This window comes from Streptomyces sp. CA-111067 (genome assembly GCF_050956065.1).
Lineage (GTDB): Bacteria > Actinomycetota > Actinomycetes > Streptomycetales > Streptomycetaceae > Actinacidiphila.
This window is the reverse complement of sequence record NZ_CP192103.1, coordinates 6,112,131-6,136,489: the sequence shown is the minus strand read 5'-3', so window position 1 is coordinate 6,136,489 and position 24,359 is coordinate 6,112,131. Positions and strand designations below refer to the sequence as shown.

At 73.3% G+C, this 24,359-nt stretch carries 24 protein-coding genes; 9 read left to right on the top strand and 15 right to left on the bottom strand.

Annotated features, from left to right (window positions below; all coding sequences use genetic code 11):
* Positions 1-29 precede the first annotated feature (29 nt).
* From ACQPW6_RS27175 to ACQPW6_RS27150, 6 genes are all read right to left on the bottom strand, one after another.
* Entirely contained in the window at positions 30-860 is an 831-nt protein-coding gene (locus ACQPW6_RS27175; protein ID WP_433892307.1) for a spherulation-specific family 4 protein, read from the bottom strand.
* Entirely contained in the window at positions 848-1,759 is a 912-nt protein-coding gene (locus ACQPW6_RS27170) for an NAD-dependent epimerase/dehydratase family protein (RefSeq protein ID WP_433892306.1), read from the bottom strand. Before ACQPW6_RS27170 ends, ACQPW6_RS27175 begins: the two co-directional genes overlap by 13 nt.
* Positions 1,760-1,808: 49 nt before the next feature.
* On the bottom strand, positions 1,809-2,786 hold the full coding sequence (locus ACQPW6_RS27165; protein ID WP_433892305.1) for a hypothetical protein: 978 nt from the start codon (positions 2,784-2,786) through the stop codon (positions 1,809-1,811).
* 419 nt (positions 2,787-3,205) lie between these two features.
* Positions 3,206-4,921 (bottom strand): DUF3492 domain-containing protein, encoded by a 1,716-nt coding sequence (locus ACQPW6_RS27160; RefSeq protein WP_433892304.1) that lies wholly within the window; start codon positions 4,919-4,921, stop codon positions 3,206-3,208.
* A gap of 267 nt (positions 4,922-5,188) precedes the next feature.
* Positions 5,189-6,748: a DUF3152 domain-containing protein gene (locus ACQPW6_RS27155; protein WP_433892303.1), complete on the bottom strand. Its 1,560-nt coding sequence runs from the start codon at positions 6,746-6,748 to the stop codon at positions 5,189-5,191.
* Positions 6,749-6,756: 8 nt separating this feature from the next.
* Positions 6,757-7,803 (bottom strand): alpha/beta fold hydrolase, encoded by a 1,047-nt coding sequence (locus tag ACQPW6_RS27150; protein ID WP_433892302.1) that lies wholly within the window; start codon positions 7,801-7,803, stop codon positions 6,757-6,759.
* Between the two features lie 103 nt (positions 7,804-7,906).
* Between ACQPW6_RS27150 and ACQPW6_RS27145 the strand changes: the two genes are divergently transcribed.
* The 4 genes from ACQPW6_RS27145 to ACQPW6_RS27130 all read left to right on the top strand — a co-directional run bounded on the left by ACQPW6_RS27145 (position 7,907) and on the right by ACQPW6_RS27130 (position 9,753).
* Entirely contained in the window at positions 7,907-8,098 is a 192-nt protein-coding gene (locus ACQPW6_RS27145) for a hypothetical protein (protein WP_433892301.1), read from the top strand.
* Positions 8,099-8,240: 142 nt separating this feature from the next.
* Complete coding sequence (locus tag ACQPW6_RS27140) at positions 8,241-8,882, top strand: TetR/AcrR family transcriptional regulator (RefSeq protein ID WP_433892300.1); 642 nt, start codon at positions 8,241-8,243, stop codon at positions 8,880-8,882.
* A gap of 145 nt (positions 8,883-9,027) precedes the next feature.
* Positions 9,028-9,258 carry a DUF3107 domain-containing protein gene (locus ACQPW6_RS27135; protein WP_433892299.1) on the top strand — a complete coding sequence of 77 codons (231 nt, stop codon included), beginning with the start codon at positions 9,028-9,030 and terminating at the stop codon, positions 9,256-9,258.
* 225 nt (positions 9,259-9,483) lie between these two features.
* Positions 9,484-9,753 (top strand): hypothetical protein, encoded by a 270-nt coding sequence (locus tag ACQPW6_RS27130; protein WP_433892298.1) that lies wholly within the window; start codon positions 9,484-9,486, stop codon positions 9,751-9,753.
* Between the two features lie 48 nt (positions 9,754-9,801).
* Here ACQPW6_RS27130 and ACQPW6_RS27125 read toward each other — a convergent pair whose 3' ends face one another.
* From ACQPW6_RS27125 to ACQPW6_RS27110, 4 genes are all read right to left on the bottom strand, one after another.
* Positions 9,802-10,749 carry a class I SAM-dependent methyltransferase gene (locus tag ACQPW6_RS27125; protein WP_433892297.1) on the bottom strand — a complete coding sequence of 316 codons (948 nt, stop codon included), beginning with the start codon at positions 10,747-10,749 and terminating at the stop codon, positions 9,802-9,804.
* A 102-nt stretch (positions 10,750-10,851) separates the two neighbouring features.
* A complete protein-coding gene (locus ACQPW6_RS27120) occupies positions 10,852-12,048 on the bottom strand; it encodes a hypothetical protein (protein ID WP_433892295.1) in 1,197 nt (398 codons plus the stop codon).
* Positions 12,041-12,688, bottom strand: a complete 648-nt coding sequence (locus ACQPW6_RS27115; RefSeq protein WP_433892294.1) for an RNA polymerase sigma factor — start codon at positions 12,686-12,688, stop codon at positions 12,041-12,043. Before ACQPW6_RS27115 ends, ACQPW6_RS27120 begins: the two co-directional genes overlap by 8 nt.
* A 122-nt stretch (positions 12,689-12,810) precedes the next feature.
* Entirely contained in the window at positions 12,811-13,527 is a 717-nt protein-coding gene (locus ACQPW6_RS27110; RefSeq protein WP_433892293.1) for a ferritin-like fold-containing protein, read from the bottom strand.
* Between the two features lie 434 nt (positions 13,528-13,961).
* Here ACQPW6_RS27110 and ACQPW6_RS27105 point away from each other — a divergent pair, with 434 nt between their 5' ends.
* From ACQPW6_RS27105 to ACQPW6_RS27095, 3 genes are all read left to right on the top strand, one after another.
* Positions 13,962-16,103 (top strand): DEAD/DEAH box helicase, encoded by a 2,142-nt coding sequence (locus ACQPW6_RS27105; RefSeq protein ID WP_433892292.1) that lies wholly within the window; start codon positions 13,962-13,964, stop codon positions 16,101-16,103.
* 452 nt (positions 16,104-16,555) lie between these two features.
* The gene (locus tag ACQPW6_RS27100) at positions 16,556-17,452 is read left to right on the top strand and encodes an alpha/beta fold hydrolase (RefSeq protein WP_433892291.1); all 897 of its coding nucleotides are present in this window, start codon (positions 16,556-16,558) and stop codon (positions 17,450-17,452) included.
* 125 nt (positions 17,453-17,577) lie between these two features.
* On the top strand, positions 17,578-17,718 hold the full coding sequence (locus ACQPW6_RS27095) for a hypothetical protein (RefSeq protein WP_433892290.1): 141 nt from the start codon (positions 17,578-17,580) through the stop codon (positions 17,716-17,718).
* Positions 17,719-17,808: 90 nt separating this feature from the next.
* Here the strand turns inward: ACQPW6_RS27095 and ACQPW6_RS27090 are convergent, their stop codons facing one another.
* From ACQPW6_RS27090 to ACQPW6_RS27075, 4 genes are all read right to left on the bottom strand, one after another.
* Positions 17,809-18,417 (bottom strand): MarC family protein, encoded by a 609-nt coding sequence (locus ACQPW6_RS27090; RefSeq protein WP_433892289.1) that lies wholly within the window; start codon positions 18,415-18,417, stop codon positions 17,809-17,811.
* A 204-nt stretch (positions 18,418-18,621) separates the two neighbouring features.
* Positions 18,622-19,485, bottom strand: coding sequence for a PHP domain-containing protein (locus ACQPW6_RS27085; protein ID WP_433892288.1), 864 nt, complete (start codon positions 19,483-19,485; stop codon positions 18,622-18,624).
* A 348-nt stretch (positions 19,486-19,833) separates the two neighbouring features.
* On the bottom strand, positions 19,834-20,472 hold the full coding sequence (locus ACQPW6_RS27080) for a DUF6758 family protein (RefSeq protein ID WP_433892287.1): 639 nt from the start codon (positions 20,470-20,472) through the stop codon (positions 19,834-19,836).
* Between the two features lie 122 nt (positions 20,473-20,594).
* Complete coding sequence (locus ACQPW6_RS27075) at positions 20,595-21,191, bottom strand: suppressor of fused domain protein (protein ID WP_433892286.1); 597 nt, start codon at positions 21,189-21,191, stop codon at positions 20,595-20,597.
* 401 nt (positions 21,192-21,592) lie between these two features.
* Between ACQPW6_RS27075 and ACQPW6_RS27070 the strand changes: the two genes are divergently transcribed.
* Positions 21,593-22,729 (top strand): magnesium and cobalt transport protein CorA, encoded by a 1,137-nt coding sequence (locus tag ACQPW6_RS27070; RefSeq protein ID WP_433892285.1) that lies wholly within the window; start codon positions 21,593-21,595, stop codon positions 22,727-22,729.
* Between the two features lie 3 nt (positions 22,730-22,732).
* Here ACQPW6_RS27070 and ACQPW6_RS27065 read toward each other — a convergent pair whose 3' ends face one another.
* Positions 22,733-23,698, bottom strand: coding sequence for a DMT family transporter (locus ACQPW6_RS27065; RefSeq protein ID WP_433892284.1), 966 nt, complete (start codon positions 23,696-23,698; stop codon positions 22,733-22,735).
* 120 nt (positions 23,699-23,818) lie between these two features.
* Here ACQPW6_RS27065 and ACQPW6_RS27060 point away from each other — a divergent pair, with 120 nt between their 5' ends.
* Positions 23,819-24,325: a hypothetical protein gene (locus ACQPW6_RS27060; RefSeq protein ID WP_433892283.1), complete on the top strand. Its 507-nt coding sequence runs from the start codon at positions 23,819-23,821 to the stop codon at positions 24,323-24,325.
* The last annotated feature ends 34 nt before the right edge of the window (positions 24,326-24,359 follow it).

Below are 24,359 nucleotides of genomic sequence, written 5' to 3'. Positions count from 1 at the left end.
CCCGGTCCGAGGACCGAGACGTCAGGCGGTCACATGCTGGGCGGCGGCGGCTTTCGCACCTTTCGTACGACTTCGGGCCAATAGCCGGGCAGCCCGGCCCACGGGTCGGAGTCGTCCCGGTCGGTCAGCCACAGGGTGCCGGCGCCCTGCCAGCGGGCGATCCGCAGCGCGGTCTCCAGGTGCACCCGGGGCAGGCCGTGCACGAGGTGGACGAACCGGTCCTGCGGATGACCCGCCGTCCACTGCGGGGCCTCCGACCAGCGGTAACGGTTCCAGGGGCCGTTGAAGGCGACCAGCTGGTCGGCGAGTCCGGCGTAGTCGGGGTGCGGGTAGACGCCGGGGTTCAGTACGAGGATGCCGTTGCCCGAGCCTTGGCTTGGGCCTTTGTCCGGGCCCTGGCCTGGGCCTTTGTCCGGGCCGCCGCCGAGCAGCGCGCGCAGGGTGAGCACTGTACGGCTGCACTCGTCGGCCTCGGCCTGGCCGGTGGGGGCCCGGTCCAGGTAGAAGCCGTCCACCCGGTACCAGTCCAGGTAGCGGGAGGCGTCCGAGACCAGCTCGGCGAACGGGCGGGCGCCGTGCGCGGTGTCCAGCAGTCCGAGGACCGGGACGCCGTTCTCACGGACGCGGCCGACGATCTCCGCGTACAGCGGGTCGGCCCGGCTGCCGGGCCCGCGCGCCACGTCGAAGGCGGCCCAGTGCAACGGCGCTCCCGGGCGGGCCAGTTCGGCCCACTCGGCGGGCGCGACCAGCGGATGCGCCAGCGGCGGGACGCCGAAGCCGAGACCGGCGCGGAGGTTGGTACGGGACGTGGCAGGGCCGCCGCGGACGGGCGCGGAGGTGTGCCGGATCAGACGCGGCATGCCGCCTCCATCCACACATCGGCGAGCGACTCCTCCAGGCCGATCCTGGGCCGCCAGCCGAGCCGGTCGCGGGCGGTGCGCACGTCGGCCTGCTGCCACAGGCCGCAGCCGTCCGGGTACGGCGGCGGCGCGGTGCCGGCCGGCGGCTCGTCCATCTCGACGACCACGCCCTCGAAGCCGGCGACGTGCGCGAGGGCGCCGGCCATGTCCCGCATGCGCACCGCCCGGCCGCTGCCGATGTTCACCACGCCCTGCGCGGCCGACAGCGAGGCGGCGTGCACGGCACGGGCCACGTCGCGGGCGTCCACGAAGTCGCGCTGCACGGTGAGGCCGCCGAGCCGCAGCTCGGACTCGCCGTTCTGCATCGCGCGGCGCAGCGCCTCCGCGACCCGGCCCATCGGCGAGCCGGTCGGGGTGCCCGGCCCGACCGGGCTGAACACCCGCAGCACCACGGCGTCCAGACCCGAGCTGAGCACCAGCTCGGTGGCGGCGAGCTTGCTCACGCCGTACGGGCCGCCGGGCCGCGGCACCGCGTCCTCGCCGGTGGACGAGCCGGCCGGCGACATCCCGTACTCCGAGCCGCAGCCGAGCTGCACCAGCCGGGCGGCGACCGAGCTGCGGCGCAGCGCCTCGCAGACGGTGGCGACGGCGACGGTGTTCTGCCGGGTCAGGTCGCGGGCGCCGCCCCGGGTGGCGCCGGCGCAGTTGATCACCACGCCGGGGTGCACGGCGTCCAGGAACCGGGCCAGGACGCCCGGGGCGCCGTTGGACAGGTCGAACCGCACGTCGGCGTCGTCGCTCCTGCCGAGCGCGGTCAACTGCACGGCCGGGTCGGCCAGCAGGCGTTCGGCGACATGCCGGCCAAGGAAGCCGTCGGCTCCCAGCAGCAGCACTCTCATCGGTGGCCTCCACGCCTGCGGCGGGCGGACGGGGGAAGTCGGTGCGTGATCAACGGAGGTTCTCCTGCTCGGTGGTACGAAGTCGGTTGTGCCGCGCCTCGCCGGCCGGCCGGTGGGCGGAGGCTTGGGCGAGGGTGCGGAAGGACTGGGCGGTGAGGGCCAGGGCGGCGACCGCGCAGATGATCGTTTCTGTGCTGCTGCCGGGCGGGGCGAGGTGCGCGGGGGCGGCGGCGAGGGTCAGCAGCTCGGCAGCGCAGGCCGCGGCGAGGCCGGCCGCGGCCCGGCGGGGGTGGCCGTGCACGGCCAGCAGGCGGGCGGCGAAGAGCAGCGCGCCCAGGGCCGCGGGGCCGGCGATCGGGGCCGGGCCCGCCAGCGCGGTGGCGGCGCGCAGCAGGCCGACGAGGGCCAGGACGTAGCCGGCGAGGGCGGCGGCCAGCCGTGGCCGGACGGCGTCGGCGAAGTCGGACAGGCTGTGGCTGGGCGCGAGCTGGGCGCGGGAGCGGACGGCGAACCAGTGCGCGCAGTAGGCCGCGGGGGCCAGGCTGAGCAGCAGCGCGGTGAAGGTGGCGGTGGCCGCGGTCGCGTCGAAGCGGCCGTCGCCGGCGAGGGCGGTGAGGGTCTGCGGGCCGAACAGGGCGAAGCCGATCAGGCCGTACGTCCAGGGGGTGGCGCCTCCCGCGCGGGTCACGCGGAGCGGGCCGTCGCGCAGCGCCGCCCACAGGGCGAGGGCCACGAAGGCGGCGAGCACGGCGGGGGCGGTCGCGGCGGCGACGGCGCACAGGGCTCCGGGCAGCACGTGCAGGGCGGCCGTCCGGCCCGGTAGCCGCCCGCGCTCGCGCGGCTCCTGCGCCCCGGTCTCGCGGCGCACGGCCCGCGGCACCCGGGCGTACAGCTCCTCGGCGAGCCCGAACACGTCCCGGTGGCGCAGCCGGTGCGCCACTCCGTCGGTGACCCCACGGGCTTCCAGCCCGGCGGCTATCTCCCACTCGTCGACGGCCCCGGCGATCAGCCCTTGATGCCGGTGCATCACCCCCACCACCGGATCCGCCGCCCCCCGCCGCCGCTTCCGCTCCCGCTCCTGCCGCCCCGCCCCCTGCGCGCCCCGGCGGCCCGCCTCCCCAAGCCCCAGCCCCCCGGGCCCGGTGACACGCTGACCGCCGTCACTGGCTGAGCGCGCAGTTCCCCGCGCCCCTTCGGGCGCTGACCCGGGGCCCGGCTCCGGCAGCAACTGCCCCCGAAGGTCGCTGACGACCTGACCGCCGTCACCGGCTGAGCGCGCAGTTCCCCGCGCCCCTGCGGGGGCGCGTTCGGCGTCCGGGTCATGGTTCGCCCCGGCGGGCCCCGTCAGGGGCGTGGGGAGCCGACCGCCGGGGGGCAGGTCCGGGCTCGGCAGGGGGCGGCCGGCAGGGGCGGGGTCTTCGGGGGGCAGCGGCCAGCGGGAAGTCATCAGCGGGGGCCTCCTGCCGGGGAGGCCGCCGGGAGGGGGGTGCGGGACCACGGGGGACGAGGTGGGGTGGGGGCCAGGCGGGTGGGGGAAAGGGACTCCGGGGGGGTCGTGAAGGGACGCGGGTCGCCCGCCGCGTCCAACAGGGGCTCGCGGCGGACCGGGTGGTGCGCGACCACGTCGAGGTAGCTCTCCCGGAAAGCGTCCACACACCGGGACACCGTGAAGAGCGCGAGCGCCCGCTCCCGGGCCGCCGCCCCCAGCCGCGCCGCCCGCTCGGGCCCGCGCAGAAGATCGAGAGCCGCCTCCGCCAGCGCCTTCGGGTTGCGCGGCGGCACGACCAGACCCGTCCCGCCGATCACCTCCCGCACCGCCCCGACATCCGTGGAAACCGTCGGCCGCCCGCAGAACATCGCCTCCACCAGGCTCAGCGGAAACCCTTCCGCGCTGCTCGACAGCAGCACCACATCCCCCGCCGCATAAGCGTCCGCCGGCTCCGGCGCCCCGGGCGACCCGATCTCCTCGAACGTCACCGGGCTCTCCCCCACCGCGTGCGCGTCGGCCGCCTCGTCGGGGAAGAGTTGCGCGGCCAGCGCCCGGCAGTGGCCGAGGTAGCCGGCCGCCCGTTCGTCCACCACCCGCAGGTGGAAGATCCGCAACCGCGCCTGCGGCTCCTCCTGCCGTATCGCGTGGAAGGCGTGCAGCAGCGCCATCAGGTCCTTGCCGGGGTCGATCCGTCCGACCCAGGCCACCGTGGGGTCGGCGTGCGCGGCGGGCGCGCTCGCCTCCGCCTCGGCGGCCTCGCCCGCCCGGGCGAACCGGGCCGCGTCGATCCCGGGGTGGATCGTCCGCATCCGCTCCCGCGACGCCCCGCACCGCTGCTGCCAGCGGCGCACATGCGTGGACCCGGGCGTGACGAGCGCGGCGGCCCGGTAGCTCTCCCCGGCGAGCAGCCGGTGGTAGTCGCCGAGCAGCATCCGGACGGCCGGGGCGAGGCCGGCCGCGCGGTGCGCGAGCAGCGCCTCCCGGGCCCTGACGGTGTACTCGGTGACGATCAGCGGCGTTCCGCAGAACCGTTTGGCCAGAAGACCGGGCAGCGCGGCCGGCCCGCCGGAGACGGCATGGCACAGATCGGCCTCGCCCAGCTCCCCCGGCCCGTACCACGGCATGGACAGCGGTCTCAGCTGCCGTTCCAACAGCTCGGCGGCGGCGACCAGTTCGGTGACCACGATGTCACCGAGCAGCGGGCGCACGCCGGGCGCCCGGCAGGCCGCCTCCAGCGCGGCCAGCGCGTCCTCGCCGCGCAGCAGCTCCGGCAGCCCGCCGTGCTCGGCGGCCAGCTCGGCGAGCCCGTAGAGCCCGGCGGCGAACCGGTCACCGCGGTCGTCGGCGCTCAGTCCCGCGCCGCCGGCCAGCCCGGCCGCGAACTCCGTGAAGTGCCCGCGGAACGCCGCACGCCGGACCCGCCGGGCCGCCCGGCCGATCCGGGCCGCCGGTGCGGAGCCGGCCGGCGGCTCCCCCCAGAGCCGCTCCGCCCGTACCCGCCGCACCTGCGGCGGCGGGTCCACCCGGCCGCCCGCCTCGGTCCGCGGCGACCGGCTCAGCGCGTACACGTCGAACTCGTGGTGGGCGAGCCCGCGCACGAGCCGGTCGCACCACGCGCCCCCTTCACCCCGCGCGTATGGGTAACCACCCTCGGTGAGCAATGCGATACGCACCTGTACGCCCCCTCTCGCTCTGCCGGAATTCGGATACGGCTACGGATGCGGCCGGCGGCGAACGCGCTTCGCAGTCGCGTCCACCGGCGTCATCGACGGTATGCCGGTAGGGCGGGGCCGCGACGGACGGTTGTCCGTCGCACCACCAAAAGGGGTGAACGGTCGTAACTTCTCCCACGACCGCGCGTTGATGTCGCCTAAGGTGCGCTCACCGTCACGCTCCGACGCCGGAAACGGCGGGGGCCAGGCCAGACAGACCGACAGGCCCTACGGGAACGGCCAGGCGTTCGGCTTGCAGGTCGGACCGCCGTCCAGCGACAGGAACTTGGTCTGCTGCATCATCACCGGGGCCGGCGCGCCCGCCTTGGGGCAGCCCACGTGGTTGTGCCCGAGCCGGTGCCCTACCTCGTGGTTGATCAGCATCTGCCGGTACTCGTGCATCCGCCCGGGCCCGAACGTGGTCGCGCCCTGCGCCCAGCGGTAGGCGTTGATCATGGTGCGCGGGGTGGACGCGGCGTCGCACGAGACGTTGTCGACGGTCGTGTCGAGGCCGGACTTGGCGCACCACTTCGCGGTGGTGCCGGGGCTGGCGAGCGTGACGACGATGTCAGCCGGGCCGGACGACACCCGCTCGAACGTCATGGTGCCGCCGTGGCCCCAACTGCGGCTGTCGTTGAGCGTCTTGAAGACGGTCTCGGTGAACAGGCCGGTGTCCAGCGGCAGTCCCTGCTCGACGTCCACCCGGAAGCGCATCACCTTGCCGTGCCCGGGAGCGGGCTGGTGGCCGGGCACCGTGTGGAAGGCGCCGGACAGCGCCAGATCGGCGCCCAGCGGATACTGCCGGTCCATCAGCTGGTCGTAGGTCGCGGCCGTGGCCGTGACCGCCGGGGTGCTCACCACCGGGGTGCCGGCCGGCGGCGGGGCGGGGGCGGTCTGCCCGGACTCGTCGGCGGTGGAGCGGCCGGCCGGGTCCTTGGAGTCGGGATCGTCGTGCTTCTTGCCGCCCGCCAGCTGCCCGACGGCGACCACGGCGAGCACGGTGACGACCGCGGCGGCGGCCACCCCGCTGATCGCGCGGCCCCTGCCCGGCCTTGCCTTGCCGCTAACCGGCTTTGCGCCCGTCGGCTTGCCGCCGGCACCGCCTGCACCGCCGGCGCTGACCGCGGTCGGCGCGGCGGCCTCGGCCGGCTCGGCCTCCCGCGCCGGAGCCCCGGGCGACTCGACCGGCGGATCGGCGAACGCGTCCACGAACTCCTGCCGTGGCCGCGGAATCATCCGCGGCCCGGACGCCTGCGGCGGCTGCCGGCCGTGCGACCCGCCCTGGACACCGGCACCAGCCCCGGTGCCGAGCGCCCCGACCCCGATCATCCCGCCGAGCGAGGCCCGCCGGGCGGACGCCTCGTCGTGCTCGGCCCAGTCCTCGGCCCACTCCTCCACCGGGTCGAAGGTCAGCTCGCGCGGGTACGGCGCCGTGCCGTACCGCGACCCGCCGTCCCTTGGCCAGCCGCCCGCCCCGCCCCAGGCGCCGTGCTCGCGGTGCTCGGGGTGGGTCTGCGGCGGTCCCGCGAGGTCGGGCGGCCGGACGACGGGGAAGCCGCCGGAGTCGAGATAAGGGTCGCCGCCGAAGCCGTCACCGAAAGCGTCGCCGAAGCCGTCGTCGAGCTCGTCACCGTAGCCGCCGACGGTCCCGCCGGGGCCGCGCCGCCTGCGCCCGGTGCCGGGCGAGCCCGCGGGAACGGGCCTGCCGGGCCCGCCCAGGGAGTCGCCCGGGCCCGGTATGCGGTTGTCCCGGTCGTCCTGCCCGCCCCGCGAACTGTGCTTGCCCACGTCCTCGATCAGCTCCCGGTCGCCGCAGCGCTCGTCGGACTCGGACTTGAACCCGTGCTGGTGCTCGAACCCGTACCCGTACCCGTGTGGCGGTCCTCTTCGTACCGCACGTCGTCCAGCAGGTCGCGAAAGGCCCGGGCGACCAGTTCCGGGTGTTCCATCATGGCCACATGACCGCTGTCGGGGATGGTCAACAGCCGGTTGTCCCGGAACGTCCTGGTAGCGCGCCGGGCGACCTTGACCGAGACCAGCCGGTCCCGGCCGCCGTACACCAGCAGCGTCGGCGCGAGCACCCGCTCGGCCTGCCGCCACAGTGAGTGCTGGCCGCCCAGAGTGTAGGCGTTCACGATGCCGCGGGTGGAGCGGACCAGCGAGTCCCAGAAGTACGGCAGCTCAAGACGGCGGCGGTACTCGGCGGCGGCGGCCGCGCGCACCGGCTCGCTGACCGAGTCCGGGTCGCCGTAGCACAGCAGCAGCAGTTCCCTGGTGCGGCGCTCGGCCGGCCAGTCGCGGGTGGCCCGCAGGTACAGCGCCGGGATGCCGGGCACCGAGATCAGCGCCGTCGGCACGGCGGTGCGCTGCGGCGGCACCTCGGGCAGCGCGGGCGAGATCAGCGTGAGGGTGCGGACCAGGTCGGGGCGGGCCGCGGCGACCTTGACGACGACGGCGCCGCCCATCGAGTTGCCGAACAGGTGCACCGGGCCGCGGGCCTCGGCGTCGAGTAGCCTGATAACCGCGCGAGCGTGGCCGGCCAGTGTGTAGTTCCCGTCGTCCGGTGGCGGCGAGTGCCCGAAACCGGGCAGGTCGGGTGCCTGGCCCGCGACCCGGTCGGCGAGCTTGGCCATCAGCACCGACCAGTTCTGCGAGGAGCCGCCGAGGCCGTGGACGAACACCGCTGGCGGCAGGTCGGCACCTCTCGGCTCCGCCTCCCTGACCAGCAGGCTGTACCCCGGCAGCGCCACGGTGCGGGCCGTTTCGCCGGTGCCGAGCACCGGTCCCGTCGGAGGGACGGCCGCCGGCTGTACGGCCGTCTGGGGAGCATCGGTCGAGGCCATGGATCGATGTTACGAGACGATCACGCGTGCGATTGTGTGTTCGGCGCCACAAGCGGTGAGAAGAAGGGCAGGGGAACGGCGGGGGACGACGAGAGGAGCGGCCATGTCCGACGAGGTCACACGGGTGGATCGGGAGGCGCAGGTGGACCCCGGGGCGGAGCCCGTGACGGACGCGGACGCCGACGAGGACCAGGACGCCCAGGAGGCCGGAGCAGCGGTGCCGCTGGAGACTCCGGAGGCCGACGCCGTCGAGCAGCGGAAGGCCGTACCACTGGACGAAGAGGACTATCGCTGAGATTCCGGAACGTATCCGGAGCTCAGGAGGTTGTCAGAAGGGGCAATGTGCGCCGGTACGGCGCGCAGGTCGTTACCGAAAAGTACGATGGCCATCCGCAGTTTTTTTCGTCCATTCGGCAGACGTCCATTCGGGAGGCGGCGTGACAGCCATCGAGCACACTCAGGCCCGGCCGCGCGGCACCCGACTGCCCCGCAGGGCCCGGCGGGAACAGCTCCTGGGCGCGGCCCAGGAGGTCTTTGTCGCGCAGGGCTACCACGCGGCGGCGATGGATGACATCGCCGAGCGGGCCGGGGTCAGCAAGCCGGTGCTCTACCAGCACTTCCCCGGCAAGCTCGAGCTCTACCTCGCACTGCTCGACCAGCACTGCGAGTCGCTGCTGCACTCGGTGCGCAGCGCGCTGGCGTCCACCACGGACAACAAGAAGCGCGTCGAGGCGACGATGGACGCGTACTTCGCCTACGTCGAGGACGAGGGCGGTGCCTTCCGGCTGGTCTTCGAGTCCGACCTGACCAACGAGCCGGCCGTCCGCGAGCGGGTGGACAAGGTCTCGCTGGAGTGCGCGGAGGCGATCAGCGCGGTCATCGCCGAGGACACCGGGCTGGCCACCGACCAGTCGATGCTGCTGGCCGTCGGCCTCGGCGGCGTCTCGCAGGTCGTGGCCCGGCACTGGCTGGCCACCAAGAGCACCGTGCCGCGGGACACCGCGGTGCAGCTGCTGACCTCGCTGGCCTGGCGCGGCATCGCCGGCTTCCCGCTGCACGGCGCCGAGGGCCACCACTGAGCGGCCGAGCGACCGCCCGGCGCTGAGCGGGCTGTTCGCTCACGGCGTTGGCCGACTGCCGATGGGGGCAGGTCGCCCCGGGCTAGTCTTTGCTGCGTACGGCGCGATCAGCGCACACCGCAAGACCATCGGAGGTATCCAAGCCGTGGAGGTCAAGATCGGCGTGCAGCACGCGCCGCGCGAGATCAACATCGAGAGCTCGCAGTCGGAGGCGGAGGTCGAGAAGGCGGTCTCCGACGCCCTGACCGGCACCTCGAAGCTGCTGACCCTGGTGGACGAGCACGGCCGCAAGGTCCTGATCCCCGCCGACCGGCTCGCGTACGTCGAGATCGGTGAGCCGGCCACCCGCCGGGTCGGGTTCGGCGCCGCGCTCTGAGACTGCGCGGCGGACGCGCTGCCCGCATCTGTTCAGGGGCGGCAACCGGGATCAGCTCCCGGTTGCCGCCCCTGACGCGTGACGGCGCCCGATGGTGAGGTGAGCGGTCCGGCTGGCGCCGGCGGCCCGGCCTGATCAGCGCCGCCGTTTTGCACCCGGGATCCCGCGGGTAGGACAGGTACGGACCGGTTCCACCCGTCCGCCACCGAAGGGATCACGATGCTCGTGGCAGCCGCTCTCTTCGCCCTCATCGGCCTCGCCGCCGCCTTCGCGGCCTCCAGGCTGTTCCCCAGCCGCATCCCGGCGGACGCGCTGCTGCTGGCCACCGGCCCGGCGGGCGGCCTGACCGGTGGCCTGGTGATGTACACGATCCTCGAAGGCGGCTACCCGGCGGCCACCATGCCGACCGCGTTCGGCACGGCCGCGGCGATGGTCAGCCTGCTGGCCCGTCCCCCGAAGCGCGGCCGGCACGCGAAGGCCCGCCCGGTGGTCTGAGCGGGCCGCACCCCCGGCCCCCCTTGGCCGCCGGTAGTCGCCCGGTCGCTAGTCCCGCCGCTTCGTGGCGGAGAGCGCGGCCTTGGTGATGAACGGCGGCAGCACGTTCGCCGCGAACCGGCGCAGCGGCGGCCGGCTGCTAGCCGCCGCCTTCTTGGCCGCCGGTACGGGAGCCGGGGCCGGCTCCGGCTTCGGCGCGGCCACCGGCGCCGGGTGCCGGGACGGCGGCTGCGCCGGGTACTTCGCCTTCTTGCCGCTGATCCGGATCAGCGTCTCGCCCGCGACCGACTCCACGCCGTGCCACAGGTCGTCACGGCTCTCCAGCCATGCCTTCAACTCCTCGCGCACCGGGGACGGGTCGCCCCAGGTGCCGTAGAGCTTGGTGCCGGTGATGCACAGGATGTGCAGGCCGCCGCTGGTCACCGCCTGCCAGGCGGCCGCGGCGACCCCCGGACAGTGCTCGGCGCGGAAGTCGTCGAGGACGACGACGCCGTACGGCTTGAGCACCGACCTGGCGGTGCCGATGTCCCCGTGCACGTGCTCGTACAGGTGCGAGGCGTCCACGTGCACGAAGCGGCAGCTGTCGGACCGCACGTGGTCGGGCACCATCGAGGACAGGCCCTGGAGCACGACGGGCAGCTCGTCGTGGAAGGACAGGTAGTTCGCCTCGAACGCCCGCCGGGTGAGCGTGGAGTACGACTTGGTCATCTCGGCGTGGTTCGCGAAGTCCTCGGCGGGCGCGTCGAAAAGATCGCAGACGGTGTAGCGCTCACCAGGGCGCAGATAGGAGCCGGTGAAGATCGCGCTCTTCCCCATGTAGGCTCCCATTTCCAGCACGTCACCGGGTTCGGCCATGCTGTTCTGCCGGGTCAGGAACCAGTCGAAGAGCAACTGGTCGACCGCGAAGAACCAGCCCTTCACCTGGTCGAGGCTGGAGGGCGCGGGGAGTAGCTCTTCCCCGTCCGCCGTGGCTGGCCCTGGTGCGCTGCTGCTCATGAGAGATCCGTTCGAAGGTTCGAAGTAGATTTCGAAGATTCCGACAACTGACGTGCCGACGAGTCCGATCGGCCCGCGCGGATCCTCGACCGCGCGGCCCGGTCAGCGCACCGGGTACTTGTAGGGCCGCCAGGGCGCGCCGCCGGGCACGGTGCCGGGCTCGGCCACGATCGCCGTCGTCCTGCGGGCGTAGCTGTCATCCGTGGCGTCCTTGCCGGCGGTGGTCTGCCGATAGCCCTGGTAGGCGTAGGTCAGGGGATTCAGGAACAGGTAGTCGATGAAATGCGTGGAGGACTTGGTGAAACCGGGCTTGCCCACCCTCGGGATCCCGATCACGCGGGTGGTTTCGATCCGGATCGCCGTGCTTACCCGCCCCAGGGCATCCTTCGTGGGCGCCGTGCTCAGTTCGGTGCCGGGGATGAGCGCCAACGCCCGGTAGAGCGCGGCATTCACTTTAGGGGGAATGACCGCCGCGTCTTGCAGGATCCGCACAATGTTCTCGAACTGTTCCCCCGGCGTCATCCACGGCATAAGCGCGGGCTTCACGGAATGCGAGCCTCCGAATTCGGGCACGGGTACTTTGTGTCCAGGACCGCGCTGTAGGGCGACACGAGCCTGGAGGGGACCGGTCGGGATGACGACGAAAGCCGGGTCCGTGGACAGCGTTCCCAGCAGCGCGGACGGGTCCGTGGGCAGCTTCGAGAACGCGTCGTACGTGCCGGCCGGGTCGAAGCGCATCTTCCAGTCGGCGTTCGGCTCGCTGAGCGGGCCTGTCCACTTCCCGCCGGCTGACACGTCCGCGGTGTCGCTGGTCCTGAAGGAAACCTTGCCGTTCGCGTAGCTGCTCGGCGTCACCCACTTCTCGCCGTCGCCGCGCACCCACTGCGGGTTGAGGCCGCAGCCGGCCGAGCACTCGGCGTCGTCGTGCAGCACCCACTCGTCGGGCGCGGGCCTGGCCAGCTCCGACTTCGCCGCGTTCGCCGCCGCCGCGTCGAAGACGGCCGCCACCGTCTCCGGACCGGAGCCGGCCGGATGGCGCGGCTGCGCGACGAGGACGCCGGCGGTCGCCGCCGCGGCCGTGGCGGCGATCAGCACCGTGCGGCGGACCCGGGAGGACACCGGGTACCAGGTGGACCGTGCGAAGCGGCTGCGGGCGGCGGCCAGGTGCGCCGTGGCCGGGCGCCCCTCCGCCTCGGCCGCCGCCGCGGCCATCACCTTCCACCGGCCGGCGGCCAGCCGGGCGGTGCCGGGGGTGGGGGCGTCCGCGCGCAGGTCGCGGAGCTGGGTCAGCTCATCCATGGCGGTGCTCCTCGGTGGGGGCGGGAGTCAGTGCGAGGTCGACGAAGTCGACGGCGTCAGCGGGGTTGACGCCGCCGAGCGCGGCCCGCATCTTCTTGCGGGCCCGGTGCAGCCGGGAGCGGACGGTGCCGACCGGGATGCCGAGCGCGGCGGCGACCTCGTCGTAGGAGAGGTCGGCCCAGGCGACCAGCAGCAGGACGTGCCGGTCGGCGTCCGACAGCCCGCGCAGCGCGGCGGCCAGCGGGCCGCGGGCGGCCCGGGCGCTGATCTGGCCCTCGACGGCCTCGGCGTAGGACTCGGCCACCGGGTCGACGCCGGTCCTGGCGAGCGCGCGGTAGGCGCGCAGCTCGGTCCTGCGGTGCCTGCTGATCAGGTTCGCGGCGATGCCGTACAGCCACGGCCGGGCCTGCGGCCGGGCGGTGTCGTAGTCGGCCCGCCGCCGGAAGGCGATCAGGAAGGTCTCGCCGACGATGTCGTCGGCGAGGCCGTCACCGAGCCGGCGTACGACGTACCGGTGCAGTTCCGGCGCGTGCCGGTCGTAGAGGTGCGCGAACTGCTCGGGGTCCGCCGTCGAGCGCGCGATCAGCTCCGCGTCGTCGACGGCCGCCGGTATCGGGGACTTCCCGATGGGGGCGATCACGTGGGACTCCGTTCGTCAGGGGATCCCGCCGAGCGCCCTGCCGGCGCTCACCCCTTGTTGCCCGGAGTCCCGTATCGGGTTCACGCGCCGGCGCCCGTGGGCCGGCGCGGACCCGCCGGGCGTTACGCGGCCAGGCCGAGCGCCGCCATCCGCTTGGTGTGCGCCTCGGTGATCCGGGAGAACATCCGGCCCACCTCGGCCAGGTCGAAGCCGTCGGCGACCCCACCGACCAGCATCGTGGACAGGGCGTCCCGGTCCGCCACCACCCGCTGCGCCTGCGACAGCGCCTCGCCCATCAGCCGCCGGGCCCACAGCGCGAGCCGGCCGCCGACCCGCGGCTCGGCGGCGATGGCCGCGCGTACCTTCTCCACCGCGAAGGTCGCGTGCCCGGTGTCGTCGAGCACGGCGAGCACCAGGGTCCTGGTGTCGGTGTCGAGCCTGGCGGCCACCTCGCGGTAGAAGTCGGAGGCGATCGAGTCGCCGACGTACGCCTTGACCAGGCCCTCCAGCCAGTCCGAGGGCGCGGTCTGGCGGTGGAACTCGTCCAGGGCCGCGCCGAACGGCAGCATCGCCTTGTTCGCCGACTCGCCGATCTCCGCCAGCCGGTCGCGCAGCCGCTCGAAGTGGTGGAACTCGGCGGCGGCCATCGCGGCCAGCTCCGCCTTGTCCTCCAGGGTCGGCGCGAGCTTGGCGTCCTCCGCGAGCCGTTCGAACGCGGCCAGCTCGCCGTACGCCAGCGCACCGAGCAGGTCGATGACGGCGGCCCGGTACTGCGGCCGCGCGGACGCGGCGGTCCAGTCCTGGTCGGCGATGGCGGTGGTGTCGTCAGGCGTCTCCATGCAGCGCACAATAGCCAACTACGGCGGTGCCGTAAGCACCCGCGGCGGTCTCCCCGGCCGCTTCCCGCCGCCTTCGGACGGCGTTCCGACGGCGTTCGGACGATCATCCCGTGACCCGATGAAGTCCCGAACGAAACATTTGATCGGGTGCAGCTACGTGTTTCCGGGGTAGAGTGGTAATGCACCCACCGTCAGTCGGCATGTTTTTCGCGTTCCGGCAGGCGACGTCTGCAACACCTGGATGCCCGGTCGGTGGCCCGATCGGCTCCGAACCGACCGCCCTCCTGACATCGGGAGGGGCCCACTCGCGGCATGAGCGAGGGCAGCGGTCCCGCGCCCGTACAGCCGCTCATGGCTGTACGACACCTCTGCGCGGTCAGTGACCGGCGCCGTCTCTTTCGACGGGCCGGCTGCTCGACCCCCCTTGCCGCACAGTGCCGCGTCTCACAGAAGAGGCAAGCATCCTGACCAGCATCACGACTTTCCGCAGTCTGGGCATTCTCGCCGAGACCGTCGAGGCCCTCGAGGCCGTCGGCATCACCACTCCCTTCCCGATCCAGGAGATGACGCTCCCGGTCGCCCTCGCGGGCAACGACGTCATCGGCCAGGCCAAGACCGGTACGGGCAAGACCCTCGGCTTCGGCCTCCCGCTGCTGGAGCGGGTCACCGTCACCGCCGACGTCGAGGCGGGCCGGGCCACCCCCGACCAGCTGACCGAGGCCCCGCAGGCGCTCGTCGTCGTCCCCACCCGCGAGCTGTGCCAGCAGGTCACCAACGACCTGCTGACCGCCGGCAAGGTGCGTGACGTGCGCGTCCTCGCCATCTACGGCGGCCGGGCCTACGAGCCGCAGGTCGAAGCGCTGCGCAAGGGCGTCGACGTGGTCGTCGGCACCCCGGGCCGGCTGCTCGACCTGGCCGGCCAGAAGAAGCTGAACCTCAAGCACGTACGGGCGCTCGTCCTGGACGAGGCCGACGAGATGCTCGACCTGGGCTTCCTGCCCGACGTCGAGAAGATCATGAACCTGCTGCCGGCCAAGCGGCAGACGATGCTGTTCTCGGCCACCATGCCGGGCGCGGTCATCGGGCTGGCCCGCCGCTACATGTCGCAGCCGACCCACATCCGGGCCGCCGCTCCCGACGACCACGGCGCCACCGTGGCCAACACCACGCAGCACGTGTTCCGCGCGCACTCGATGGACAAGGTGGAGCTGGTCTCCCGGGTCCTGCAGGCCGAGGGCCGCGGCCTGTCGATGATCTTCTGCCGCACCAAGCGGACGGCGGCGGACGTGGCCGAGCAGCTGGAGAAGCGCGGGTTCGCCTCCGGCGCGGTGCACGGTGACCTCGGTCAGGGGGCGCGCGAGCAGGCGCTGCGGGCGTTCCGCAACGGCAAGGTCGACGTGCTCGTGTGCACCGACGTGGCCGCGCGCGGCATCGACGTCGAGGGCGTCACGCACGTGATCAACTACCAGACGCCGGAAGATGAGAAAACCTATCTGCACCGGATCGGCCGCACCGGGCGGGCCGGGGCCTCGGGTATCGCGATCACGCTGGTCGACTGGGACGACATCCCGCGCTGGCAGCTGATCAACAAGGCGCTCGACCTGACGTTCAACGACCCGGAGGAGACGTATTCGACGTCTCCGCACCTGTACGAGCTGCTGAAGATCCCCGCGGGCACCAAGGGAATACTGCCTCGCGCTGACCGCACGCGGGCGGGACTCGACGCGGAAGCGGTCGAGGACCTCGGCGAGACCGGTGGCCGCGGCGGCCCCCGCGGCCGCGGCGCCCGCCCGTCCGCCGGCCGCTCCGGCCCGGCCCCCGAGGAGCGCCCGGCCCGCACCCGCACCCCCCGCCAGCGCCGCCGCACCCGCGGCGGCGGCGACCCCGCCACCACGGTCTCCGACGCCCCGGCCGCCGAGTCAGCGCTGACGCCCTCGGCCCCGTCGGACACCCCCGACCGCCCCGCCCCCCGCAGGCGCCGCCGCACCCGCGGCGGCAGCCAGGGAGCCCCGGCGGCGGTGGAGACGGTAGAGACCGTGGAGACGGTCGAAGCGGTGGAGCCCGCCGATACCCCCACGGTGGTGTCCCCGCGCCGCCGCACCCGCAAGGCGGCGGAGCCGACCGAGCCGGTGGTAGAGGCCGTGACCGAAGAGGCCGAGGTGAAGACCCCGAGGCGCCGGACGCGCAAGGCAGTGGAACCGGCCGAGCCGGTGGCAGAGGCCGTGGCCGAGGAGGCCGAGGTCAAGACCCCGCGCCGCCGCACGCGCAAGGCGGTAGAGGTCGTCACCGAAGAGCCCGAGGTGAAGGCGCCCCGCCGCAGGACCAGCAAGGCGGCCGAGGCCGTGACCGAGGAGCCCGAGGTCAAGACCCCGCGCCGCCGCACCCGCAAGGCGGCGGAACCGGCCGAGCCGGTGGCGGAGGTCGTGGCCGTGGAGCCCGAGGTCAAGACCCCGAGGCGCAGGACCCGCAAGGCCGCCGCGACGGAGCCGGTGGTCGAAGCCGTGGCCGAAGAGCCCGAGGTCAAGACCCCCCGCCGCCGCACCCGCAAGGCCGCGCCCGCCCCCGAGGCCGACTAACCATTCCACCCCCGTCCCCCCGGAACGCCCCCGCCCACCAGCGGGGGCGTTCCCCTTTTCCCCCGCGCCCGGAAGGCCCGGAGGGCCTTTTCAGGGGCGCGGGGAACTGCGCGACCAGCCCCCACCGGCCGGTGGAACCGCCAACGACCCCAGCCCCCACGGCGAGTGGTGCCGTACAGGAGCACCGTGGCTGATCACGCCGAAAACGGGGCGCTGCCCTCGCCCGGAAGGCCCGGAGGGCCTTTTCAGGGGCGCGGGGAACTGCGCGACCAGCCCCCACCGGCCGGTGGAACCGCCAACGACCCCAGCCCCCGCGGCGAGTGGTGCCGTACAGGAGCACCGTGGCGCAACCGGGCGCCGACCGGGGACGCGGAGGACGTCCGGCGAGCGGACGGGGCCGGGGAACCGCCGGAGGCAACCTCTTGGACATACGGGGCGCGTAATCTCAGGGGATGAGCCGACCCAGTGCCCTTGACCTGCCGGAGAACGTCACCGCCCGGCGGCTGGAGACCTCGCGGGGGGAGTTCGCCGTGCTCGACGCGGCGGCGGTGATCGAGGGGGTCGGGCCGCCGCGCGGCACCGCGCTGCTCGTTCCCGGGTTCACCGGGAGCAAGGAGGACTTCCTCGACCTGCTCGCCCCGCTCTCCACCGCCGGCTTCCGGGTCGTCGCGGTCGACGGCCGCGGCCAGCACGAGTCGGGCGGCCCCCGCGACGAGTCCGCCTACGCCCAGCGCGAGCTCGCCGCGGACATCATCGCCCAGACCTCCGCGCTGCACGAGAACGAAACCGCGGCCCCCGTGCACCTGCTGGGCCACTCCCTCGGCGGCCACCTCGTCCGCGCCGCCGTCCTGTCCGCGGACCGGCCCGCCGACCGCTGGGCCTCGCTCACCCTGATGAGCTCGGGCCCGGCCGAGATCTCGGCCGCCCAGCAGGTCCGCACCCAGATGCTGGTCGATTTCCTGCCGACCACCGACATGGAGACCGCCTGGCAGGCGATGCGCCGGATGGACGCGGAGAACGGCGTCCAGCCGGACACCCCCGCCTGGCTCGACGAGTTCCTGCACCGCCGCTGGGTGAACACCGTTCCCGAGCAACTGATCGCCACCGCACGCCAGTTGATGACCGAACCCGACCGGATCGACGAACTCACCCCCGTACCGCTGCGCAAGCTCGTACTCTCCGGCGAAGTGGACTACGCCTGGCCGGTCGCACTGCTCGACGTGACGGCCAAGCGGCTGGCCGCCCGCCGCGTGGTGATCAAGGGTGCCGAGCACTCCCCCAACGCGGAGCGCCCCGCCGAGACCGCCGCCGCGCTGCTGGACTTCTGGACGGCGGACGAGAACGCCTAACCGCAGGTGACAGCCCGCTTACCAGCTAGTAATCAGCTAACTGAAGAATTTCTTTAGCCTAGGGAATGTTTCGATGGGAGGGGTCGTTGACCACACATGTAACGCGCAACGAAGGGAGAAGCCCCATGCGCTTCGAGATCATGCGACTCGACGACCGGAACGGCAACGCCGTGGAAAGCACCGTCGTGGACGCCTCCGCTGTCAACAAGATCGTGCAGCAAGCCGCTGCCATCGGCCAACGGATCTACATCCGCCCGGCGGACTGATTCGCCGACCCACGCAACGGCGCCCCGTATCGAAGGTATGTACGGGGCGCTTTGGCTTGTCCGGGGCCGGTTTCCGGCAGACGCCGGCGCTCAGCCCTCGCCGTGGATGAAGCCGAAGATCCCGTTCGCCACGGACTGCACCGCGATGGCGGAGAGCAGCATCCCGGACAGCCGGGTCACCAGCACCACCCCGCCCTCCTTGATCACCCGGATGATCGCCAGCGAGTACCGCATCGTCAGCCACAGCACCGCGTGCATCGCGATGATCGCCGCCCACACCGACGCCTGCGCGCTGAAGCCGTGCGCGTGCTGGACGGCCAGGATGACGGTGACGATGGCTCCCGGCCCGGCGAGCAGCGGCATCCCCAGCGGGACGAGGGCCACGTTGACGTCCTTGGTCTGACTCGGCTCGTCCGCCTTCCCGGTCAGCAGATCCAGCGCGATCAGCAGGAGCAGCAACCCGCCCGCGACGCGCAGCGCCGGAACGGACACGTGCAGATAGTCCAGGATCTGCTGCCCGCACAGCCCGAACACGGCGATCACCCCGAGCGCGACGAGGGCGGCCTGCCAGGCCATCCGGCGCTGGACTTTCGCGGCTCGGCCTGACGTGAGGGCGAGGAAGATCGGGGTGATTCCTGGGGGGTCCATGATGACGAAGAGGGTGAAGAACACGGAGCCGAAGAGGGTGAGGTCGAACACGGGGCGTCTCCTGAAGCGGCGCCCCCAACGAGGCGCGAGGTTGTCAAGCGGCTACCGCCGCGCGGGCCCGAACAGGGGCCCCGTCAGGGGCGCGGTAGTCGCGCACACGCGGCGGCAGCCGCACATCAGACACAGTCCCGCGCCCCTGAAAAGGCCCTCCGGGCCTCCCGGTCGCCGGGGAAAACCGGCCGGGGGGCGGGGGCGCTAGACCGCGGAGATGGGTTGCGCGCCCGTCGCGCGACGGGAGATCTCCCGGTAGACCTCGGGATCGGTCACGCAATCCCCGAGCCGGCAGCTCTTCCTGCTGCCGTGATAATCACTGGACCCCGTCGCCAGCAACCCGTTCTCCCCCGCGAACGCCCGCAGCCGCGCCCGCGTCGCCTCGTCGTGATCGACGTGGTCGACCTCGATCCCGTCGAGCCCGGCGGCGGACAGTTCCGCTATGACGGACTCCGGCACCGTCTCGCCGCGGGCGTGCGCGCCCGGGTGCGCGAAGACGGTGACGCCGCCCGCGCCCTTGACCAGGCGCACCGCGTCGAACGGGTCGAGCTCGTGCTTGGGGACGTAGGCGCGGCCTGCGTTGGTGAGCCACTCGTCGGTGAAGGCATCGGAGACGGTGTCCACGATGCCGAGTTCGACCATCGCCGCGGCGATGTGCGGGCGGCCGACGGAGCCGTCTCCGGCGATCCGGGCGACCTGCTCCCAGGTGACCGGGACGCCGAGTTCCTGGAGCTTGCCGACCATGCCCTGGGCGCGGGGGACGCGGTCGTCGCGGACGAGTTCGCGCTCGCGGTGGAGTTCGGGTTCGGCGGGGTCGAAGAGGTACGCGAGCATGTGCATGCTGATGCCGTCGATCCGGCAGGACAGTTCCGCCCCGGTGACAAGGGTCAACGAGCCCGGTCCGGTCAGCCCGCGAAGCGCCGCGGTCGCTTCGGCATACCCACCGACCGTGTCGTGATCCGTGAGCGCGACCACATCAAGCCCGGCCCCGGCGGCGTTCCGCACGAGCTCGGTGGGCGTGTCGGTGCCGTCGGAGGCCGTGGAGTGGGTGTGCAGGTCAATCCGCACGGGGCGCTCCGCTGGGTGTGAAGGTGAGGGGTGACGGCCTCTTCCGGCCGCCCGCCAGCATAACCGCCCCCCCACGAGGGCCCACCCCGCGCCCGGTGGCCCGGCAAACGACCCCAGCCCCCGCGGCGAGCGGTGCCGTGCAGGCCCACTGTGGCTGATCGCGCAGTTCCCCGCGCCCCTGTTGAAGCCGGGGCATCCCCGCCAGCGCCAACCCCGGCGACCGGCAGGCCCGCAAGGGCCTTCTTGGGGGCGCGAGGAACTGCGCGAGCAACCACCCACCGGCCGGGGGGCCGGCGGACGGCCGCAGCCCCCACGGCGAGTGGGTGACGCGGGCCCCGGCGGGCGGGGTCAGGTGAGCAAGCGGGGCGACAATGCACCGCAGGGGAGCATGTCCACCTCGGCTCCCGCGTCGCGCAGGTCGGTCAGGACGAGTTCGTCGTACATCAGGAGGCCGGTCTGTTCGGGCCAGACGATCGCCCACAGCCACAGGCCGCGGGCCTCGCCCGCGAAGACGACACGGTCGGCGGGGGCGCCGTCCACGTGCCAGAGGGGGGTGGGGCGGCCGGCCGCCAGGACCTTCGCGTGCGGGGGTTTGTCGACGCACATGCCGGGGCCCGGGTCGGGGCCGGGGATGCCGGCGTACCGGGCGCCGAGGCCGACGCCGAGCTCCTCGGCGACAAGCATCAGCTCGCCGGGGCCGCCGAGCGGTCCGGGTCCGGAGCAGGTGACCGCCGTCGCGCGCCCGCCGCTGCGGTCGTCGCCGGCCGCGGACACGCCGGAGAACAGCCAGCCCACGGGCAGCGGCCAAGGCATCCACACGGGTACCTGCGCGCGGTGCACGACGACGCCGAGGGCCTCGACGCTCGGCGGGACGACGGGCTGCAGCGGATGGACGGTGCCGTGCTCGTCGCACTGCCAGGAGTCGGCGAAGAGGCCGGGCGCTCTGACCCTCCCACCGCACTTCGGGCAACTGGGTTCGCCCCTCATACCGCCCCACGGTCCTCCGCGTCAGTGGCCGCGTCAAGGACGATCACCCGTCCGGACCCGCCCCGACCGGCGGAAATGTAGCTGCGGCGTGCACCAGTTGGGTTTACCAACCAGGCGGTGGTTCAGCCGTTCAGCGGAACCGCGCCCCGCAGCGGATCGCGGAGGTCCGTCCCCGCGGCCAGCCACCGATCGTGCAGCGCCGCCGCGCCGTGCACCCGTTTCCAGGCCGCCTCGTTCGGCGTCACCGGGAGCAGCGGCAGGAACCGCACCGGGTCCCGTCCCCCGTCCAGCGGAAGGTCCGCGACCAGGCCGCCCGCCTCGGCCACCAGCACCGCCGTGAAGGGCGCGCCGGGCCACAGCGGCGCGCCGGTGTCGAGGGAGTTGCCGGGGGCCACCACCACCCCCTCCACCTGGGGTGACGAAGCCAACACCGCGAGCGGCCGCAGCACCTTGTCCGTGTCCACCGCCCCGCCCCGCACCGAGAGCACCAGCTCGGCCCGCGGCCCGCGCACCGCGTCGGCGACGGTCGCCAGCGGATCGGACATCGGCTGCGCCGACATCCCGAGCGTGACGTATCGCAGCAGGTCACCGTCCGAGTAGCGGAGCACCTCGACGCGTTCGGCGCCCACGAAGGTGACGGCGGCCCGCGCGTCCGGCGCGCCGAAGACGGACCGCAGATGCGCCTCGACCAGCGCGGGAACGTCCAGATCAGTGCCCATGCGGCGAGCATAGACGGGCGCCGCGCGGCGGTAGATGGCGGATGAAAGCGCCGAAGCGGCGGTCCGCGTCGCCCCGGCTTGCTAAAGTGGAGCGTTCGTATCGGTGCGGTTTCGTCATCCCCCAGCGGGGATCGGCCGGAGGAGGTGGGGACTGCCGTGGATCCCAGTCGACCGTGCAGTACCGGCAGCTCTTCCGCGTACCGCTGCCGCCCCGCGATCTGAGCCTCCGCGTTCCATACCCGGCCCGCCGGGCCCGAAACGCGTGACGTCACGGCTTGTCCGCGGAACGCCTCCGCGCCGGAAGAGCTCCCTGAACTGCTTCGCGATCACTCAACCCTGATCAGCTTTTCAGCATTTCAGTGCGGCCTTATGCCGTCGGCCAGTCCGTGAGGGAGCTTGCCATGTCGATGATCCGTGATCTGCGCGCCGTCGTACGTCCCGCCCTGCGCAGGAGCACCGCGACCTACGACTACGGGCCGACCCATGCGAACGGACATCCCAGCAGCGCGGTGGTCGACTGCGCGGTCTACCGCGACGGCGTGCGGTGCGGCGACAGCGTCGGCGTCAGCGAGGCCCTGGACACCGTGCGGGCCGGGCAGTCCGCCGACCGGTGCGACGGCAGCGACGGCTTCGTGTGGATCGGGCTGCACGAGCCGACCGAGGAGGAGTTCGCCGGCATCGCCGAGGAGTTCGGGCTGCACCCGCTGGCCGTGGAGGACGCCGTCCACGCCCACCAGCGGCCCAAGCTGGAGCGGTACGACGACACGCTGTTCACCGTCTTCAAGACCATCCGCTACGTCGAGCACGCCGAACTCACCGCCACCAGCGAGGTGGTGGAGAGCGGCGAGGTGATGGTCTTCACCGGCCGGTATTTCGTGATCACCGTCCGGCACGGCGGCCACGGCTCGCTGCGCCAGCTCAGGCACCGCCTGGAGGACGACCCCGAGCTGCTCGCCAAGGGCCCGTCCGCCGTGCTGCACGCCATCGCCGACCGGGTGGTCGACGACTACCTGGTCGTCACCGAGGCCGTGCAGGACGACATCGACGAGGTCGAGATCGACGTCTTCTCGGCCGAGAACGGCAAGTCGTCGCGCGGCGGCGACGCGGGCCGGATCTACCAGCTCAAGCGCGAGGTGCTGGAGTTCAAGCGGGCGGTGTCGCCGCTGCTGCGGCCGATGCAGCTGCTCGCCGAGCGGCCGATGCGGCTGATCGACCCGGAGATCCAGAAGTACTTCCGGGACGTCGCCGACCACGTGGCCCGGGTGCACGAGCAGGTCGTCGGCTTCGACGACCTGCTGAACTCCATCCTCCAGGCCAACCTGGCGCAGGCCACCGTCGTGCAGAACGAGGACATGCGCAAGATCACCGCGTGGGCGGCGATCCTGGCTGTGCCGACGATGATCACCGGCGTGTACGGGATGAACTTCAAGCACATGCCCGAGACGCACTGGCGGTACGGGTATCCGGCCGTCGTGTTCGCGATCCTGGCGATCTGCTTCGCGATCCACCGCGGCTTCCGGCGCAACGGCTGGCTGTAGCGCTCAGGCCGCCGGTGTCCTGCGGCGGCCGGAGAGCACCACCAGGGCCAGGCCGGCCAGGATCACCGCGAGCGCCGGGTAGGCCATCGCCGGGGGTGTCTGGCCGAGCCACAGTGCGGCGATCAGGGCCGCGCCCGGGGTCTCCAGCAGGATCGCGGTCGAGGTGGTGGACGGGCCGAGGCCGTGCACCACCCGGTTCAGCAGCGAGTGGCCGAGGAGCTGGGCGGCCACCGTCAGAGCGGCGATCTTCAGCCACGTCCTGCCGTCGTAGCCGCCGAGCGCGGAGCCGGACACCAGGCAGGCGGCCAGCAGCACCACGGCGGTGGTCGAGTAGCAGACGAAGGTGTACGCGGTGGTGCTCGCCGTCCGCCGCACCTCCGCGCCGAGCAGCACGTAGCCGGCCGCGGCCATGCCGGCCGCCAGCGCCAGCACGTCGCCGACCAGTGCGCGGGTGTCGGTGGACAGGTCGATGCCGGTGAGGATGACGACGCCCAGCACCGCGAGTCCGGTGCCCGCCCACACCATCGTCGGCGGGCGGTGGCCGCGCAGCCGCAGGATCAGGGTGGTCCAGATCGGGGTGGTGGTGCACAGCGCGGTGGAGGTGGCGACCGAGGTCATGTTCAGGCTCGGCAGCCACAGGCCGAAGTGCAGGGCCAGTACGGCGCCGGCGGCCAGCGAGGTGAACAGCGCGCGGCTGCCCATCCGGCGCAGTTCGGTGCGGTGCCGCCACAGCGCGACCGGGCTCAGCACGCCGACCGCCATCGCGTTCCGCCAGAACGCGATGGCCAGCGCGGGCGCGGAGGTCGCGGCGATCAGCGGGGCCGACATCGAGACGCCGGCGATGGCGACGGCGAGCAGCGTGAAGTCCAGCGAGCGGGTCGCCGCGGGCGGCGTTTCCGCGCCGGCGCCCGGGTCAGGTATCGCGCCCGGGGCCGCGGGGACGGCGGCGGCGGTCTGCGGGGCGGTCACGGCACTCCTCGGGCGGCGGCGGGCTGGCTCTGGCTTGGGCCGCCACCAGAGTAAGGCCCATGAGCGGTCCGAGCACCTGTCGTCCGGCCCCCGGACAGCGCCGGGACATAGGCTTCGCCCATGACGACGCACACCGCTGCCGAGCTGACCGCCCTCGTCGAGGAGGCCACGAAGAAGTCGGGTCTGGTCTGGGTGGACGGGCAGGCGCTCTGGCATGTGTGGGTGGACGGGGGGATGTGCGTGGTCGGGGGCGGCGGGGAGCAGCCGCTGCCTTCCGGGATGGTGGACGGGGGCACGGTGCGGGTGGTGGTCCGCAGCAAGGACAAGGGCGGCCGGTTGGTGGCCTGGACCGGCCGGGTCTCCCTGCTCGCGCCGCAGGGGGAGGCGTGGGGGGCGGCGGTGGAGGAGCTGCGCGCGAAGCGGTTGAACTCCCCGGACGCGTCAGCGGTCGCGGACCGCTGGTCCCGCGAGTGCGCGGTCTTCCGCCTGACCCCGGAGGGGGCTCCGGTGGAGACCCCGTCCACGATGCCCGACGCCTCCGGCGCGGCATCCCCGCCACCCACGCCGGCGACCACCCGCCACCCGATCCCGCCGGGCCTCCCCCGCCTCCTGACTCGCCGCCACTGATTTCTTCCCCGCCCGCCCGCCCCCTGTCCTCAAA

Excerpts from the sequence above, each read along its gene's own strand:
- ACQPW6_RS27100 (WP_433892291.1), top strand. The coding sequence starts at position 16,556 with ATGAGCCGACCCAGTGCCCTTGACCTGCCGGAGAACGTCACCGCCCGG.
- ACQPW6_RS27125 (WP_433892297.1), bottom strand. The coding sequence starts at position 10,749 with ATGAGCAGCAGCGCACCAGGGCCAGCCACGGCGGACGGGGAAGAGCTA.
- ACQPW6_RS27175 (WP_433892307.1), bottom strand. The coding sequence starts at position 860 with ATGCCGCGTCTGATCCGGCACACCTCCGCGCCCGTCCGCGGCGGCCCT.
- ACQPW6_RS27145 (WP_433892301.1), top strand. The coding sequence starts at position 7,907 with ATGTCCGACGAGGTCACACGGGTGGATCGGGAGGCGCAGGTGGACCCC.
- ACQPW6_RS27170 (WP_433892306.1), bottom strand. The coding sequence starts at position 1,759 with ATGAGAGTGCTGCTGCTGGGAGCCGACGGCTTCCTTGGCCGGCATGTC.
- ACQPW6_RS27080 (WP_433892287.1), bottom strand. The coding sequence starts at position 20,472 with ATGAGGGGCGAACCCAGTTGCCCGAAGTGCGGTGGGAGGGTCAGAGCG.
- ACQPW6_RS27070 (WP_433892285.1), top strand. The coding sequence starts at position 21,593 with ATGTCGATGATCCGTGATCTGCGCGCCGTCGTACGTCCCGCCCTGCGC.
- ACQPW6_RS27110 (WP_433892293.1), bottom strand. The coding sequence starts at position 13,527 with ATGGAGACGCCTGACGACACCACCGCCATCGCCGACCAGGACTGGACC.
- ACQPW6_RS27165 (WP_433892305.1), bottom strand. The coding sequence starts at position 2,786 with ATGCACCGGCATCAAGGGCTGATCGCCGGGGCCGTCGACGAGTGGGAG.
- ACQPW6_RS27120 (WP_433892295.1), bottom strand. The coding sequence starts at position 12,048 with ATGGATGAGCTGACCCAGCTCCGCGACCTGCGCGCGGACGCCCCCACC.
- ACQPW6_RS27060 (WP_433892283.1), top strand. The coding sequence starts at position 23,819 with ATGACGACGCACACCGCTGCCGAGCTGACCGCCCTCGTCGAGGAGGCC.
- ACQPW6_RS27150 (WP_433892302.1), bottom strand. The coding sequence starts at position 7,803 with ATGGCCTCGACCGATGCTCCCCAGACGGCCGTACAGCCGGCGGCCGTC.
- ACQPW6_RS27095 (WP_433892290.1), top strand. The coding sequence starts at position 17,578 with ATGCGCTTCGAGATCATGCGACTCGACGACCGGAACGGCAACGCCGTG.
- ACQPW6_RS27075 (WP_433892286.1), bottom strand. The coding sequence starts at position 21,191 with ATGGGCACTGATCTGGACGTTCCCGCGCTGGTCGAGGCGCATCTGCGG.